We start from the raw sequence: 16,301 nt of genomic DNA, 5'->3' as shown, positions 1-16,301 counted from the left end.
ACACCAATCTGGTATCTGGGTATTGATGTCGGGACGACAGGATGTTCGGCAGTACTCCTGAATTATCTGACGGGTAAGCTCCATCCGATTTACTGGTATGAAACGACCAGTGCCGAACCTGAACGCTGTTTTCGCTTACCAGCCTCTGTCACAGAAGCAGCAGCGGCTCCTGGGATCTTGTTGCAAAACTTTAAACCCTACCTCAAAGTGGGGATTCCCTCTATCTCGATTCAAAAGCCAAACTGGGAACCCATGATCCAGTGGACGGAGCAGCAGGAGATTTCCCTGATTGCAATTCAACAGGCGCTGCAACTTCTGTTGACCACCCTGACAGTAGGCAGTGCCGAGGGCCGTCAGATGGACGAGACTGTAGGGGAGCAGGTGGGCTATGGAACACTAGCTTGTGCCGCCACAGGAATTGATCCCAGCACTTTTTCTGCTGCGATCGACCAGCTCGCAGGGGTCATTATTGGGTATCCCGTCAATTGGCCCGACACCTACAGTTTCAATGTGCGAGAAGCTGTTTTGGGGGCAGGACTCGTCCCCTCTCCCGATCTGATTTTCTTTATTGAGGAACCTATTGCAGCCCTGTTATCGGGGCTGCGACAAGCGGGAGAGCGTGGGGATATTCGAATTAAGGGGGAGCAAGAAACAAATTTGGTCTGGAAGGGGAAAACGCTGGTGCTCAGCATGGGAGCCACTGCAACGGAACTGGCAGCAGTAGATATTCCCCAGGACCTGCAACTCCTGACTTACAAAAATTTCACCATGCGCAGCTTTGCCTATGCCGGTGGTGGCATTGACCAGGATATTGTTTGCCAGCTCTTAGCACCCCATTTGGCTAAGTCCAGATCTGGAGAGGTTTCTTCGTTGGGACAGTTGGAACCGCAGGAGTCACCCCTTCCCCGCCCTTCTTGGGTTCAAACTTCATCAGTTCTTCATAATGGTGTCGGAGATTTGCAGTTGGATTTTGATCTCAAAGGACTGACTTTGCCCCTACCAGTAGAAGCAGACCCCGAAGGCCGATCCCGGCTACAACAGCACTTACGCAGCTCAGGAACTGGACAGTATCTGCTAGACATGGCCCGACATCTGAAACTGGTGTTGCAGCATCAGGAACGCTTGACCATGGAATGGGGGAGCGATCGCTGGACGATCACTCGACGGCAATATGAAAGTCAAATTCTGCTCCCTTTTGTCCAGCGCCTCAATCGAGAGCTTAATACTCTGTTAAGTCAGGCTAATTTTGAAGCCCAGGCTATCAAGCAGGTGGTATGTACAGGTGGAACTGCCTCTCTGGCCGTGCTAACCCGATGGCTACGCCAGAAGTTACCCAATGCTGTGATTATTCAGGATACTTATCCGCTGCAGCCTTTAGGAGTCTCAGCTTGTAGCCGAATTGCTTACGGTCTGGCCCTGCTGCCGTTTTATTCCCAGGTACTTGATTTGCCCCGCCAGCAATATGGCGATTATTTTCTTCTTCTAGAGTTGCTCCGCACCTTTCCAGAACAGCCCTCATCCCTGGGGGGCGTGATGCAACGTTTGGAGCGGCGAGGGATTAACACCCAGGCCTGCCAGACCCACATCCTGGCTCTCCTGGAAGGACATCTCCCGCCAGGACTCGTTCCTACCCAGCGGGATAGGGTTCTGTTGACTACCCAGTCCCAGCACAATCCAGACTATCAGGCTCTCCTTGCAGAACCACTCTTTTATAAAGAAGTCTTTCAAGCAGGCCATTCACTCTATCGGCCAAATCCAGTTCAGAGTAGTCGGCTACAGCGTTATCTGGGGCGCATTCTTGCCAGTGCACAACAGAAATTGGAAGAACCATTTGCGATCAATTTCCAGGAGCTTTCCAGGTGATTCTCTCTTTAGAGATAAAATGGATATGCCTGCATCGATCCAGGTTTTGCGTCGCCCTTGGGGTAGGTCGCATCTTGCTTCTCACAATCTTCACAAAGCTGTGATGAGGATGATTCATCATCCAGGGTTAGAGTCCTCCCGTTGCGGCCCCAGACTCCTTACGAAATATTCCTGAGAAGTATGTTCCTGTCTGTTTCAGGTAGAAGGGGTGCGATAAATCCTTGTTTCTGGGGCAAAAGTGATATGGACAGCTTGCGCTGCGTTATCTACGCCATCCTTATGAGAATTTCACAAAACAATCCTCTACTTCAAAGATTGGACAAATCTCTGTATTTTTACTACCCAACCTCAATCAAGACCTCGTAGTATTTCCTCAAGACACACCTCGTTTGCGGAAGAGCAGGTTGAATATCGTGATTACGACTGACATCACCCCAACCGTTATCCCTATCTCCATCTCAACTCCCGTGTTGACTGGCTTAAAGTTCAAGTCCCTGGCTTCCCCAGCCAATGTTCACCCTTCGACCGTCAGCAAATTTAAGCGGCTGGTCGATGTTGTGGGTGCCCTGGTTGGATTGACGTTTACTGCTCTGATCTTTATTCCCCTGGCCATCGCGGTTCAGCTCGATAATCCTGGACCGGTTCTGTATAGTCAGATTCGCTGTGGCCTGAAAGGTCGCCCCTTCCGGATCTGGAAATTTCGTTCCATGGTAGTAGATGCGGACCAGCTGAAGCATCTGGTTAATAACGAAGCTAAAGGCAGTATTTTTAAGAATCGCAATGACCCCAGGATCACCCGGGTTGGCCGTTTTCTGAGAAAAACCAGTCTGGATGAACTCCCCCAATTCTGGAATGTTCTCATGGGAGATATGAGCCTGGTGGGTACTCGTCCCCCGACTGTTGATGAAGTTCTACGCTACAAGCAGCATCACTGGAAGCGTCTCGATGTCAAGCCTGGCATCACTGGTGAATGGCAGGTTAACGGTCGGTCTTCTGTTAAGGATTTTGAGGATATTATCCGACTCGACCTGCTGTACCAGCGTAAGTGGTCCCTCGCTTATGACTTAAGTCTGATTCTGAAAACCTTTTGGGTGGTCTTAAAGAAAGAAGGAGCTTGCTAGTCAGCTCTGGTCTAAAGCGGATTTGCCTCGTCTGCTCGATCTGAGGATGTCTTTAACATGAGCGACGGCTGCAATTCACTCCTAAGGCAGACTTGAGAGGTGTGGAGTAAACTTTTTCCCGAGAGCGCATTGTTGCGCTCTCGGTTTTTTTTATTGAAGCCCGATCAAGACCAGACCCGAAAGACTGGATAATGGAAGAAGTCATACCGTGGAAAAGCTGAGCGGAGCATATCCATCAGATTCAGAGTTTCCGTCGGTGTCAGAGAAGGCTGAGGAATATGAATATTCCAACCTGGATTACTGTTTCTCGTCTGGCTGTCGTGCCTTTTCTGCTCTATGTGTTGCATCAGCCAACTTCACAGCAGCGTTGGATAGCCTTGATCCTGTTTACGATCGGAGCCAGCACAGATTGGTTAGATGGGTATCTGGCCCGTCAATGGAATCAGGTGACAGACCTGGGCAAGTTTCTAGATCCTTTAGTGGATAAATTGCTGGTGTTAGCTCCCCTACTGGCTTTGGTCGAATTGGAGCAGGTGCCTGCCTGGGGTGTCTTTTTGATTCTGGCCAGGGAACTGGGAATCGCAGGGTGGCGGGTTAATCCTGGCAAAACCATCACGGGGGCAAATCTCTGGGGGAAACTCAAGACAGTCAGTCAAATCCTGGCCGTCTCCCTTCTGATTGCGCCCTTACCTGAACTTTGGCAACAACCTGCCCTGATCGCCTTCTGGGTTTCGGTGAGCCTAACCCTAATTTCTGGAGCCATCTACCTCTGGCCTGAAAAAAAGTCTAATTCAGTTGCCTTCAAGGCGAATTCGGCAGTAGAATAATAGACTGTGTCGAATTGAGTCCCATCCATGCCTAAACTGAAGACTCGCAAGGCTGCCGCCAAGCGCTTTAGAGCGACTGGCAGTGGCAAGATCCTCCACCGTCAGACTAATCGGAATCACTTGTTGCAACACAAAGGTGCAACGCGCAAAAACCGTCTGGCCCATTTCGCTCTTGTGAATGAGCGGGATGAAGAAAATGTTCGTCTCATGCTTCCCTACTTGTAATCCAGATTTGTTAAATCTATGACTCGTGTAAAGCGCGGTAATGTCGCTCGTAAGCGTCGCGACAAAATTCTCAAACTGGCTCAGGGTTTTCGTGGATCTCACTCTACCCTATTCCGAACTGCTAACCAGCAGGTGATGAAGGCATTGCGGAATGCCTATCGCGATCGTCGTAAGCGCAAGCGAGATTTTCGTCGCCTCTGGATTACCCGTATCAATGCCGCTGTTCGACCCTATGGGATGAGCTACAGCAAGCTGATCGGCAATCTCAAGAAAGTAGATGTGCAGATTAATCGTAAAATGCTGGCTCAGATGGCAGTGCTGGACCCATCTGGGTTCAGCCAGGTTGTGCAACTGGCTGCTCAGGCAAAGTGATATGGGACAGGGAAGGCCAGGATTGAAACAGGCGCGGATTTTATCTGTGACCTTGCTTTCTCTCCTGACCATCTTTCCCCTGATCATTCGTCCGGCGTTTACAGCTGACCTGGCCACGATCCGGCAACGGCAGCGCCTGATTGTAGCCGTGAAGGACAATCTTCGACCTCTGGGATTTAGAACGTCTTCCGGTCAGCTAACTGGCTTAGAGATTGATATTGCCCGTCGCTTGGCGCTGGAAATTTTGGGTCGGGACGATGCGATTACCCTGCACCCTGTTTTAAATCGCGATCGTCTACCGGCTGTGCTGGAGGATCGGGTCGATTTGGTTATTGCTCGGCTGACGGTTACCGGACCCCGAGCCCGCCTTGTCAGTTTTAGCACCCCCTACTACATTGATGGAACGGGCCTGATCACAGCTCGGCACTCGATTCGGCACCTGAAAGATTTAAGGAATCAGCCGATCGCTGTGCTGAAAAATTCCACGACTATCGATACAGTTCGGTATTTTCTGCCCTCGGCCAAATTGATTGGGGTAGACTCCTACGCTAGCGCTCTCCAACTGTTGCAAGGTGGGCAGGCTGTTGCCTTTGCTGGAGACGTCACGGTCCTGAGTGGTTGGGCTCAAGAGTATTCCCAATACAAAATTTTGCCAACATTGCTCTCAGCGGAACCCCTTTGCGTTGTCATGCCTAAGGGGAAGCAGTATGATGACCTGCGACGGCAAGTCAATGGAGCCCTCGATCGCTGGCGCAAAGAAGGTTGGCTGCAAGAACGGGCAGAATTCTGGGGGTTACCGGTCGTGGTGATGCAGGAGGGGAATTCAAACCTGAACGTTCACCGTTGAAACTCAAGATTCCTAAAACAGTGATGCAGGTCCCTCCCCTGCTTGAATAAGAAATAAGACAAGATTTTTTACCCGTTTGAAGTTGAAGTTTTGCAGTTTTTAAGATATAAGCGTCAGCTAAGGTTTAGATATGGACATTGGTGGCTCATTACCGGTTCTCTATCTCTCGCTCTTGTTAGTTTTGCTCAGTGCGGCAGCTTTTTTTATCGTGCGGCAGGCGATTCAAACCCGAAAAATTGAAGGAACGCTCTCCCGCTTAGAGGGGAAATTAGCAAAGGAAAAGGGAACAGCTCAGGAATACTATGAACTGGGTGGAATCTATCTGCAGAAGAAATTGTTCAGTCAGGCGGTGAAACAGTTTGAAAGGGCACTTAAAGCTCCTACTTTAGAGACCGTTGAAAGTGCACCGATCTACAATGCCCTGGGATTCGCCTACTTTGCCCAAGAGCAGTACGATATCGCCATTCGGCAATATAAAGAAGCCTTGAAGATTAAACCAGAGTATGTAACCGCTTTGAATAATCTGGGGCATGCCTATGAACGGAAGCAATTGATCCCCTCTGCGATCGAAACCTACGAACAGGTGTTGAACCTGGAACCTCAGAATGGAGTGGCTAAACGGCGTCTGGAGGCTCTCCAAAAACGCCTCGTTCCCTCCAGCTAGCCGCTTCCCCATAGGCCATAGGGAATGGAGACATGACCCATCCGGTCTCTACGGTTCCGACATTCCGTATTCCTATACCCTTAAGAAAATAAATCTAAAAAAATCATCCTTCCGATAGGGGACAGGCGATCATGGGATTGGCCCCATTTTTGGAGGTGGCTATGAAAATTGAACATCCCAATGCCCAGCCTCTGACTCAGGCAGAACTTGAGGATCTGGAAAAGTTAGAGCATCTCATCAAACAAGCTGTGATCGATGGCAAAGTGACGCCTTACGAGTTACAGCAAATTAATGTTGCTATCCATGCGGATGGAAAAGTCTTATTTCAGGAATTAGACCTTGTGCAGAGATTTATCTGTGAGAAGCTGAACCATGGGCAGATTGGTTTTGAACGATAGCGATTGGTTCAGGGGAGTGATACGGGCAGGGTAATCGTAAAATTGGTCCATCCCTGGCTGCTGGTAACCGTAATCTTGCCCTGCAGCAGTTGGACCAGTTTCTTGAGGAGAGCCAGACCTAACCCAGAGCCTCCCTGTTGTCGGCGATCGCTACCGGGAATCCGATAGAAAGGCTCAAAAATGCGAGCCTGTTCAGACTCAGGAATTTCGGTGCCAGAATTGCTAATGCGGATCTGGAGACAGTCAGGAGTGGGCAGTTCTCCGCCTTGTCCCCCTTCTGTCCGGATAACTCTGACAGAAACAATGATTTGTTCACCCTCTGGGGTGTACTTACAGGCATTGTTGAGGAGTTCTGTCAGAATGCGAGCCAGACAGGTTTGATCCAAAAGGATAGGAGGGATATCAGGAAGCACATTGACGTTCAGCCTGTGCTGGACGGCCTCAGTGCGTAGCTGAAAGTTTTCAACCAGAGCAGGAAGCCATTCCTGAAAATTAACTGCAGTCAAAGAAACAGGGTAGGCGTTGGCATCGATCGCCCGAATTTCCAGGAGGTCGTTCACCAGTTCCATTTCCCGATTGCACCCTTCATTCACAATTTTGAGATAGCGCACAATGGAGGCTGAGGCGGGAGAAGCCTGGGCATCCAGTAATCCCTGTCGATCTAAAACCAATTCCAACATGCGAATCGCCAGTTTGAGATCGGTGAGGGGGGTGCGCATCTCGTGGGAGACGTTGGCGAGGAAATCATCTTTTAACTGATTCAGGCGATGCAGTTCTTCTGCCTGGAAGCTCAGCCTTTGGGCCTCGTCGAGAGCCAGGTTGCGCTCGCTTTCCAACTGCCGACGGTGATCGTCCCGAAATACCAGAATCGCCCCCAGAATCTTGCCTCGATTGTCTTTCCAGGGAGCTGCACTATCTAGAATTGGGATCGTGTCTCCATGGCGATTCACTAACAAAAAGTAATCTTCCAGGTATATCGTTTCCCCGTGCTCAACGACCTCGATTAGGGGATTGTGGATAGGTTCTCTGGTTCGTTCGTCCAGTAACCGAAATACAGTTGTGAATGGCTGATCGCGAGCTTCTTCTACCTCCCAGCCTGTGAGGACCTGGGCCGCCTGGTTGAGGTACTGCACAGAATAGTGAGTGTCCGTTACAATGACCCCATCTCCCATACCCCGGAGAACTGTAGCTAGCAGTTGTTCCCGTTCATAGCGTTTGAGGGCTGTTTCGATCGCAACATAAAGCTCTTTCTCCCTGATAGGTTTCAAAATATATCCAAATGGAACGGTGCTTTTTGCCCGATCCAGCGTGCTCTGATCGGAATGTCCTGTGACATAAATCACAGGGATCTGAAGCGAATTCCAGATCTGGTCAGCCGCCTGAATGCCATCCATCTGTTTTTTGAGTTGAATATCCATCAGTACCAGATCAGGTTGCAGATCTCCAGCCATCAGAATGGCCTGTTCAGCAGAAGCAACAATACCTGGCACTTCATAGCCCAAAGCTTCCAAGCTTTCCCTTAAATTCAAAGCAATAATGCGTTCATCTTCAACAATCAAAATGCGAGCAACTTTAGGTGAACGGCTATCAGAGGAAGGTGCTTGAATCACAATCATTGTTGTCCTAAGGAAAAGTGGCTTTGCTCCAGTTATTTTCCACTTTATCGGTCTGATGCTAGATGAAAAGATAACGACTTCATAATTTAGTCTTTCCTGAAGATAAATGATAGGGGCTCGCCTGGAATTTTTGGGGATGATCTGCTCGAACCATGGCCGGATCACAAATTTCCTTGGAATCGAGTCTGTGGGGATTCCACCTCCCAGATCTCACTTGCCAGGGGCTGTATTCAGGGATGGGCATTTTGCAAAACTTGATATACCCTATCTGGCAACAGGTGTGATGGAGTCGAATGTGCTGGAAATTCTAACAAAGTTTGACTATCTGCTGCAGGAAACCCTCCTGGGCTTACGTCGGGGGGGCTGGATGAACTGGGCTGCCATTAGTACGGTAGCCGTATTGCTGTTTCTCTTTGGAATCAGCTTACAAACCTCCTGGCAAATTGAGGGGTTATTAAACCGATTTGGCAGCCAACTGGAAGTTTCAGTCTATCTGGAGACAGGGGTTGAGGGGAATGGCTTACGCCCGATCGTGGGGGCGATCCCCGAAGCGGCTATGGTTCGCGTAGTCTCTAAGGAGGAAGCCTGGGCCAATTTGGTTGCAGAACTGGGAATCTCCGACTTGCGCGCAGCGACTCAGCAGTTAAATGGTAACCCCCTGGTGGATGAACTCAAGGTAAAGGCCCGCAGTTCCAAAGAATTGCCTGTGCTGGCTAAAAAACTACAGCAACTCCAGGGAGTGGATGAGGTTCAGTATGTGGATGAGGCCGTCCAGCAAATTACTCAGCTAAATCGGGGGTTGAGTCGAATTGGCTTGCTAGTGACGACGATGTTGACCTTGACGGCGATCGCCGTCATCACTACAACAATCCGCCTGATTGTGATGGCCCGTCGGCGAGAGATTGAAATTGCCCAACTGGTGGGGGCAACATTGGATTGGATCTACCTGCCATTCATTTTTCAGGGGATTCTGTTTGGGCTGACTGGAGCCACGATCGCCTGGCTTTTGATTCAGATGTTGCAGGGGTTCCTAAGTCGGTTAGTCGTGGGTCAACCTGATTTCATCAAATTTCTGGTTACAGGATTGCCATTGGACGCAATGCGGATGTTACTGTTGCCTCTGATTTTGATTGGGTTTGGGGTTTCGGTAGGGGTCCTGGGAAGTTTACTGGCTGTGCGGCGGTTTGCTGTCAAATAACCAAGGCTGATTCAGTATTTGGATCCCTAGACTGGAATCCGCCCGATTGAGGTGGTGATTGTTCAGAAAATGCCCCCATCGAGAAATAGTTATGCCTTACGATCGAAGGCATCTTTTTCCCTGCCATCACCTTATTTTCCTACCCAATGGACTCTAACTGGGAACGCTGGAAGCGTCCAATTCGCAATCAATTGAAGTCTGGGCAAGCCTGGTTGAGAGGGTATCCCTTCTACTACACCCGCCAGCTAAATCCGGAAGCAGTAGATCGCTATACCCATTGCTGGAGCGAGTCGGTAACACCCATCCCCGATCGGGGGTCGGCTGAGATTCGCCAGAACCGTCTCTGGAACTTGAAACAGGCTGCCAGCAGAATTCACTATTTGCGCCTTGACCCTGGGCAGATTTTTAGTTTTTGCGATCGCGTGGGTGAACCCACCCTGGCCAATGGCTTCCGGGAAGGTCCCGTTTTTGTTCGAGGGCAGGTAGAGACGGGAGTAGGGGGTGGATTATGTTTAATTGCCACTAATACGTTCAGAACTTTTTTGCTGGCAGGATGCAGTATTCTGGAACGACATTGCCATAGTATTGATGCCTACGGTGAAAGCCGCTTCTATGAATTGGGGCAGGATGCAGCTGTGGCCTATGGATATAAAGATTTAATCGTTCGCAACCCAAGTCCTGTGCCCCTCCAACTTCGCTTTGAGGTCCTGCCAGAGGCCGGTACGGTGAGGTCCAGTTTATGGGGGCAGTCCCTTTGCGCCTGGCAAGTTAAAGTGGAATCTAGGGTACTCCAGAAAATTCCGGCTCCTGTTCCAGACGGAATTCCAGGCTGGGTAGTGAAGACTGTCCGATACATCAGCGATCGCCCCAAGCAGAGCACCAACTGGGCATCTGATTACGTCACAACCAGCATTTACAAGCCCTGCCTACCTTCCTGATCGCTGATATTATTCAGGCTCTGGCCCAGCAATTGGCCTGTCCTCTCGAATGGCCTGAGCCAAGGCCTTAGCAAACCTGGCCAGTCCTTCCAGGGGATCAGTGCAGGCCTGCAGATAGGCAGTACGGGCAGCCTGTTCGTGGGGATTGTTAGCAACGGCAGCCAGTTGAATTTCGCTGGGGTAATAGCGAACGGTGGTGTAAAGTCCCGCATCATCCAGCAGCCATTGGGAATACATTCCGGCCCTGCGAGGAAAGAAGCTCTCGGAAGCGTTGCGGGCAATTATTTCGCGAGGATACTTGAGAATCTGCTCAAAACTGTCGATCGCGGAAGGCTGAATACGTCCAATTAGGCGAGTCGTGAGGTTCTGCAAAATTTTGGAGGCCGAGGGTGATCGGGCGATCGTATCCGGATCCTGACCCGACAGAATCACCCGCACCCCTGCTTTGGCCCCATTGGCACAGAGCCGGGCCACCAGAGCACTGATTTCGTCAAACTCAAACAGAATTGGGGCTTCGTCAATAAAGAAAATGGAGGCTGGCGACTGGAGAGCCCGCCGCAGGGCAGCCGAGTAAGCGGAGAGGGACAATACGGCTGCATCTTCGTCGGAGGAGAGGTTCCGCAGGGCAAAGACCAGCAACTGGGCATCCGTCCGAAAGCTGGAAGGGGCAGAGATCGATCGACCCACCCGTGAGTTAAGCCAAAAACGCAGCCGCAGACGAATCTGTTGCAGGGCCTGGCTGTTCTCTCCCTGAATCTGCTCTAGGTCAAGGCGTTCGGGAGTACAAAAATCCAGGAAATCTGCCAGGGTGGGGGTTTTGATCCAGGCATCGGAGGCAAAGCCTCCTTCCATCGCTAACCGATAGCGTTGATCGATCGCCGAATCCTGGAAGAAACCGTTGAGGGCCAGGACTATAATTGAGCGAATCGTTTGGGCCAGCAGTCGATCGTGGCCTGAAGTCGTCCTTCCCGAACCCAGAATCATCGTCATCAAAGCCGATTCTAAAAAGCCCTTGTAATCCTCAAAGCGCTCTCGCTGGTCGGATAGGCTGAGAGCTCTCAAGTCGGGCATCTCAAACAGGTTGTTGGACTGGTTGCCAATATCAAAGTAGGCTCCCTGTTCTCCCATAAAAGCCGTGTAATCGGTGAATGTGGAAGAACCATCTGGTTTCGGAAAATCCATCGCCACAACCGGCAGGCCATGGCTGAGGGCCTGGGTCAGGATGCCGGATACCAGCACCGATTTTCCGGCCCGGGTAGTGGCGAACAGGCCCAGGTTTTTGTGGGCCGTGAACAGATCCAGGTGAATCGGCACGCCGCCCTCTTCTGTGATCAGCTCAAAGCCTGTGCGATCGCAATCCTGGGGGCGCATCAAGGGAAGCAGGCCCGGAGCCTCACTGCTCAGGTAGACCTGACGTCGGTTAAATGGACTAGTCAGCAGCCCTTCCCAGACGATCGGCAGGGTTTGCAGCCAGATGCGCCAGGCATATTCTGTTTCTCGCAACACCCAGGCCGGACGCCGAAAGCAGCCCTGCAGATAGCGGCAGGCTTCGTCCAGGGCATCCAGATGGGGACGGTAGACCAGCATTGAGACGGCGGTATGGAGGGGCAGGGCTCCCCGATACAACTCTTCCTGGGCAGCAACAGCCTCCTGAGTTTTCAGTTGCGCTCCCACATCGATCGCCGCTTTCTGATGGGCCACCAATGCTGCCACATTAGACTGCTTAGTAACTCGCTGGACAGATGTTTTGACCAGCATCTCATTGGCACGGCTGAGCTGGCAAAAGACCTCCACATCCGTCACTGATTCCCTGGCCAGCACTTCCCACAGATAACGCAGTTGACTCAACTGATCGGCCCAGCCCCCTGGTTTATCCAAAAATGTCAGGGCAGCGATGTACCCCTGTTTCAGATTCACCCAGTGACGCTGGGCGATCGGAACCGAGGATTCCGATCCCAGAAGCAAGGTGGTTGCATGCACCGGACTGTTGACTTCCTCCCGGAGCCCCTGACGATCCAGAATCAAGAGCTGGGGAATGGGAATGGGTTCTGCGGTGTTGAAACGAAACCAGAGATCTTGCCAGAGCTCTGCCTCATCCAGAGGTCGCAGGTCCAGCCCCATTTTTTGGATGAGCAGTTGCTCCCACACCTGGAAGCCATCTGTGAATGCTTTCGTAAACAGCGCCTCAAACTTCTGCTGTTCAGCCTGGGAGAACTCACCCGTGAGCTTGTTGATCCAGTTCTCCAGCTTCAGCAAGACTTTTTCGATCGCATCCGTTGCGCCCTGGCTATCAGCAGTCACCGTGTAGGTGGCATATAGCCGTAATCGCTTGGGTTTGCGCTGGCCCTGACGGGTCAGTTCCTGAACCCGTTGCCGTTCTCCCAGCAACAGGAATTGCAATTGAGGATTTCGAGCCGATCGACTGAGGGCTTTGAGTTGCTCCTGACGCTCCCGATCGGAGGAGAATGAACTTAACTGAAGCGTCAGTCGTTCTCCCTGGGGCAAGTCTTTCAGACCCGACTCCAGGGCTTCAAAAATGGGGTGGATTTGTTCCAGCCTGGGGGTGGGATGGATGCCCTGGCAGTCCCAGGCAAACTGAAAGCAGAAGTCTTGCTGACTCTTCTGCAATAGGAATCCAGCGATACTCCGATTTCGAACTTCCATCCGAAAGGGAGCCACTAGATTCAGGCTATCTTCTATGGGAACGAGCTTGACCTGCTGCTGCCCGGTGTGAACGGTTTTTGTGCCTAACTTTGCTTTCATGACGGTGGGAACGATGCGTTTGCAGAATCGAGTGGTAGGTGCAGTAGCCCCGCACCCAATAGGGGGTGCGAGTAAATCTGGACAGGAACCGCCAGGGTTTATCCCCAGTTAAGATCCACCAGGTGCTGATGCCCCAGGCTGCGATCACGCCAGTCCAGAGCCAGCCCAGGTTGAGAAATACCTGGCAGAGGAGATAGGCAGCGAAGCCGATCACGCTCCAGGGCAGGATATGCTCCGCCGGGAAGGGACCCAGGCGAGGTTGCACCCCCAGCATGGGGTTGACCGGACGAAACCGGTCCCGTTGCTTGTTCATGGGAATTCCGCCCTAACCGGTGACCAGGCCCGTCAAAACGTCCGCTACCACGATCGTGATCACGATGATCAGGGGAGTGCGGGCCAGGGTTTGCCAGTCTTCGTCGTTGCGAGCTGCCTGCACCACTCGAATCAGGCTGATGCTCAGATACAGCAGAAATAGCCCGCGCAGGGTGGAGAAGACCAGATCGGTCACCTTTGGATCAATGTTGGCGGTACTGGTAAATTTGTCAAAAAACTGCTCGGCTTTGTTCATGAACTGGGCCTGGGCTGGCAGAACGGCCCCATCCAGCAGAACGGCCCCCCCCAGAACCGCACTCAGAAGTCCCTGAGCCAACAGCCCGGACGATCGAGGACGCTGGTTTCTCCGGGGTAGCAGAGCGGCCAGATCCCGATGGTAGAACAGCAGAACGGTAGCCCCGATCACGATCGTGGGGCCAATCAGTCCGTGGCGCGTAATATAGGTAATCAGGGCCAGACTGCTCCCAGTCAGCAAAGCAGACAGAGGCAGACGATCCAGAATAGAATGCAACCCTTTCAAGCGGGGAGAAGTTAGATTCACAGGTTTTCTCCAGCGATGGAACTTACAGAAATCGAATGCCTGAAAACTGGCACCCGACGCATAATCTGTAGACCACTTTAGGGAAAACAAGCATGGGGCAAATCGCCATTCGATCGGAGATTTCTCCGTCAATTGATGGACCAGACTTTAAGGTCTTCTCCGTTCTCTAGGCCGGAGGATTGCTCTCCGTTGCCGGGATTTCCGATAGGGCAGGGGTTTGCCAAAATGGGAACCTGGCCTGAATCAGAAACATCAGAGCGGCGATCGCGGTCAGGACACTCCCCAACAGGAACGTGACGCGGGACCCCTGCCACTGCCACAATCCCCCAGCCAGAAAACTGGCCAGAAACAGGGTTAAGCCCATGGCAAAGTTAAATAACCCGAAGGCCGTTCCCCGCAACGGAGCAGGGACCGTGTCTGCAATCAGGGCTGACAGGATGCCTTTATTCATCCCCAGATGCACCCCATAGAAACCGAACAAAACCCAAGCCTGCCAGGGAGTTTGGGCAAAGGCAAACCCCCCATAGACGAGACTAAATAAGAGGAAACCACTGAGCAAAACGCCATTGCGCCCCAGCCGATCGGACAAAAATCCAGCAGGATAGGCACTCAGAAAGTAGGTAATGTTCATAATTACCAAAGCCAGCGGGATCCAGGTGGTTGCAATCCCAATTTCACTGGCCCGGAGCAGAAGAAAGGCATTACTGGAATTCCCTAAACTGGCAATCAGGGCGATAACCAGAAGAACCCAATACTTTTGCCCCAATTGCTTCAGGGCAGTGCCATTAAAGGGATTAGGACGGGCTTTGGCAACATACAGTTTTTCGGGCTCCCGAATGCCCCAAAGCAGCAACCCCACCGCCAGAATACCGGGCACCAACGTCAATTCAAACACCAGGCGAAAATCCTGGGCAGTCAGGGCCATCAGAGCAAAAGCTGCCAGTGGCCCCAGAAATGCTCCGATCGTATCCAGGGACTGACGCAACCCATAGGCAGCTCCCAGTTGTTCAGCAGGCGTCGTGTCCGCAATCAGAGCATCCCGTGGTGCAACCCGAATGCCCTTCCCCAGCCGATCGCACAGGAAGACCCCCAAGACCCCTGCAGGGGTAATAGTCAAGGCAAACAACGGTTTAGACAGGGCCGATAGGCTATAGCCGACCAGGGCCAAAACTTTGCGGTTCTGCCAGAAATCACTTAGGGTTCCTGAAAAAATCTTGGCGATCGCAGCCGTTGCTTCTGCAATTCCTTCAATCAAGCCAACGGTTAAAAGGTTTGCGCCCAGGGTAGAAACCAGGAAAAAAGGCAGCAGAGCATAAACAACTCCAGACCCCATATCAGTAAACAGGCTGACGAAACCCAGAATCCAAACATTAAGGGGAATGGGTGCAAATAAGTTTTTGAAAAGGGCCGGGAGAGAGTTCATGAAAAATCAGTCCCCTGAATTTATAGCTTTGGTCAGAAAGCTTAGGACAATTCCAACAGATCAATTACCGAGTTTAGGGAGGCTTTCTAACTTACCTCCGCCATGCTTTACATGGCTGCGGCCATAGATGCGAAGCGAATAGTTTCAACAGTACAGAAAATAGCCATGCTTACATGCATAACAATATTACAAAACTGGATTTTTTAGAAAAACTTATTAAAGACAACAAAGCTTATAGAGGTAAGTTGTAAAAGGATTTTAGCCCAAGGTTAATCACAATCACTGATTATAGTTTGCCCAGTCCAATCTTTGAAGTAGTCGCTGGATTCACGATTTAGGATTGCAAGCAAATCTTAAAATTTAAGTTTTCTGACTTTACCGTGATTCCACTGAATCTTATTGTTGTGTTAACGATGATTTTAATGTCTGGTGATAGTATCTCTACTGGTAGAGTTTACTTCCCCTGCTCTGAGCTCAAAATTGTTTAATCAGGCTTTGAGATTAAACAAGTGGTTCCCCATAGTGATTTTTGTTTGATCTGAGAGACATTAAATTATTTCTTTTATTTTTTTGAAGATCATTTTATTGTTGAAATCTGCTCCTGCAATAAATCATCGCAGTGAATTATGGTTTCATTGATAGAGTGCATCCCACTTTTGCGATGAGTATAAGTGCTTAGAGCTGTGTTTGAAAGAGCGCGCTAAACTTTGAGCATTCCTGCTTTGGTCAACCACGCTTATGGACCCTGAGAAAAAAGCCCAAATTCAAGCCCACGCCCGTGCCCTTGCCGCCTTGCTATACGAGGAAACCGACCCGGAGCAAGTGAAAACATTGGCAGGGATTGAGGCAGCAGTGAGAGGGCATCTGCTGGAACACGTCGGTCCAGAGATCGGGGATTTTTTATTGCAACAAGCAGCGGCACCACGAGTGGACGAAAGCGCAGGCTCGATAGTATCATCGGACGACTGCGCTTGAGTGAGAAGCAGGCACAAATTCTGGAGGTGATAGCCTACACGCGCTGGAGTCCTTACCTGGCGCAGTGTTGTTTATTGGTGAGTGCCAATGCGTCGTACGAACGAGCAGCGGAAGACATCGAAGTACTGACTGGGGTGAAGGTTGCTCACAGCACGCAACTACGATTAGTGCATCGTCCAACCGTTGAATTACCGCCA

At 51.1% G+C, this 16,301-nt stretch carries 15 protein-coding genes and 1 pseudogene; 11 read left to right on the top strand and 5 right to left on the bottom strand.

Annotated features, from left to right (window positions below):
* Window positions 1–177 precede the first annotated feature (177 nt).
* The 8 genes from BST81_RS12005 to BST81_RS11970 all read left to right on the top strand — a co-directional run bounded on the left by BST81_RS12005 (window position 178) and on the right by BST81_RS11970 (window position 6,317).
* Window positions 178–1,863: a hypothetical protein gene (locus tag BST81_RS12005; protein WP_075598750.1), complete on the top strand. Its 1,686-nt coding sequence runs from the start codon at window positions 178–180 to the stop codon at window positions 1,861–1,863.
* Between the two features lie 413 nt (window positions 1,864–2,276).
* Complete coding sequence (locus BST81_RS12000; RefSeq protein WP_363079926.1) at window positions 2,277–2,984, top strand: sugar transferase; 708 nt, start codon at window positions 2,277–2,279, stop codon at window positions 2,982–2,984.
* 278 nt (window positions 2,985–3,262) lie between these two features.
* Entirely contained in the window at window positions 3,263–3,811 is a 549-nt protein-coding gene (gene pgsA, locus BST81_RS11995) for a CDP-diacylglycerol--glycerol-3-phosphate 3-phosphatidyltransferase (protein ID WP_075598748.1), read from the top strand.
* 27 nt (window positions 3,812–3,838) lie between these two features.
* A complete protein-coding gene (gene rpmI / locus BST81_RS11990; RefSeq protein ID WP_075598747.1) occupies window positions 3,839–4,036 on the top strand; it encodes a 50S ribosomal protein L35 in 198 nt (65 codons plus the stop codon).
* 18 nt (window positions 4,037–4,054) lie between these two features.
* Window positions 4,055–4,408, top strand: coding sequence for a 50S ribosomal protein L20 (gene rplT / locus BST81_RS11985; protein ID WP_075598746.1), 354 nt, complete (start codon window positions 4,055–4,057; stop codon window positions 4,406–4,408).
* A 46-nt stretch (window positions 4,409–4,454) separates the two neighbouring features.
* A complete protein-coding gene (locus tag BST81_RS11980; RefSeq protein ID WP_253188258.1) occupies window positions 4,455–5,255 on the top strand; it encodes a transporter substrate-binding domain-containing protein in 801 nt (266 codons plus the stop codon).
* Window positions 5,256–5,385: 130 nt separating this feature from the next.
* On the top strand, window positions 5,386–5,919 hold the full coding sequence (locus BST81_RS11975) for a tetratricopeptide repeat protein (protein ID WP_075598745.1): 534 nt from the start codon (window positions 5,386–5,388) through the stop codon (window positions 5,917–5,919).
* 161 nt (window positions 5,920–6,080) lie between these two features.
* A complete protein-coding gene (locus BST81_RS11970) occupies window positions 6,081–6,317 on the top strand; it encodes a hypothetical protein (RefSeq protein ID WP_075599127.1) in 237 nt (78 codons plus the stop codon).
* Between the two features lie 8 nt (window positions 6,318–6,325).
* Here BST81_RS11970 and BST81_RS11965 read toward each other — a convergent pair whose 3' ends face one another.
* Entirely contained in the window at window positions 6,326–7,933 is a 1,608-nt protein-coding gene (locus BST81_RS11965; protein WP_075598744.1) for an ATP-binding protein, read from the bottom strand.
* A gap of 283 nt (window positions 7,934–8,216) precedes the next feature.
* Between BST81_RS11965 and BST81_RS11960 the strand changes: the two genes are divergently transcribed.
* Window positions 8,217–9,131 carry an ABC transporter permease gene (locus BST81_RS11960; RefSeq protein WP_216351329.1) on the top strand — a complete coding sequence of 305 codons (915 nt, stop codon included), beginning with the start codon at window positions 8,217–8,219 and terminating at the stop codon, window positions 9,129–9,131.
* A gap of 146 nt (window positions 9,132–9,277) precedes the next feature.
* The gene (locus BST81_RS11955; RefSeq protein ID WP_075598743.1) at window positions 9,278–10,069 is read left to right on the top strand and encodes a VanW family protein; all 792 of its coding nucleotides are present in this window, start codon (window positions 9,278–9,280) and stop codon (window positions 10,067–10,069) included.
* Window positions 10,070–10,078: 9 nt separating this feature from the next.
* Here BST81_RS11955 and BST81_RS11950 read toward each other — a convergent pair whose 3' ends face one another.
* The 4 genes from BST81_RS11950 to BST81_RS11935 form a co-directional block, all read right to left on the bottom strand.
* A complete protein-coding gene (locus BST81_RS11950; protein ID WP_075598742.1) occupies window positions 10,079–12,832 on the bottom strand; it encodes a hypothetical protein in 2,754 nt (917 codons plus the stop codon).
* Window positions 12,759–13,145 carry a hypothetical protein gene (locus BST81_RS11945; protein WP_075598741.1) on the bottom strand — a complete coding sequence of 129 codons (387 nt, stop codon included), beginning with the start codon at window positions 13,143–13,145 and terminating at the stop codon, window positions 12,759–12,761. Before BST81_RS11945 ends, BST81_RS11950 begins: the two co-directional genes overlap by 74 nt.
* Before the next feature lie 12 nt (window positions 13,146–13,157).
* A complete protein-coding gene (locus tag BST81_RS11940) occupies window positions 13,158–13,706 on the bottom strand; it encodes a hypothetical protein (RefSeq protein ID WP_075598740.1) in 549 nt (182 codons plus the stop codon).
* A 166-nt stretch (window positions 13,707–13,872) separates the two neighbouring features.
* Window positions 13,873–15,129: an MFS transporter gene (locus BST81_RS11935; protein WP_075598739.1), complete on the bottom strand. Its 1,257-nt coding sequence runs from the start codon at window positions 15,127–15,129 to the stop codon at window positions 13,873–13,875.
* A 738-nt stretch (window positions 15,130–15,867) separates the two neighbouring features.
* Between BST81_RS11935 and BST81_RS28835 the strand changes: the two are divergent.
* Window positions 15,868–16,301, top strand: a pseudogene (locus BST81_RS28835) (ISKra4 family transposase); the annotation flags it as partial.

The sequence above is a fragment of the Leptolyngbya sp. 'hensonii' genome (genome assembly GCF_001939115.1).
GTDB lineage: Bacteria > Cyanobacteriota > Cyanobacteriia.
This window is presented reverse-complemented; position numbering and strand designations above follow the sequence as displayed.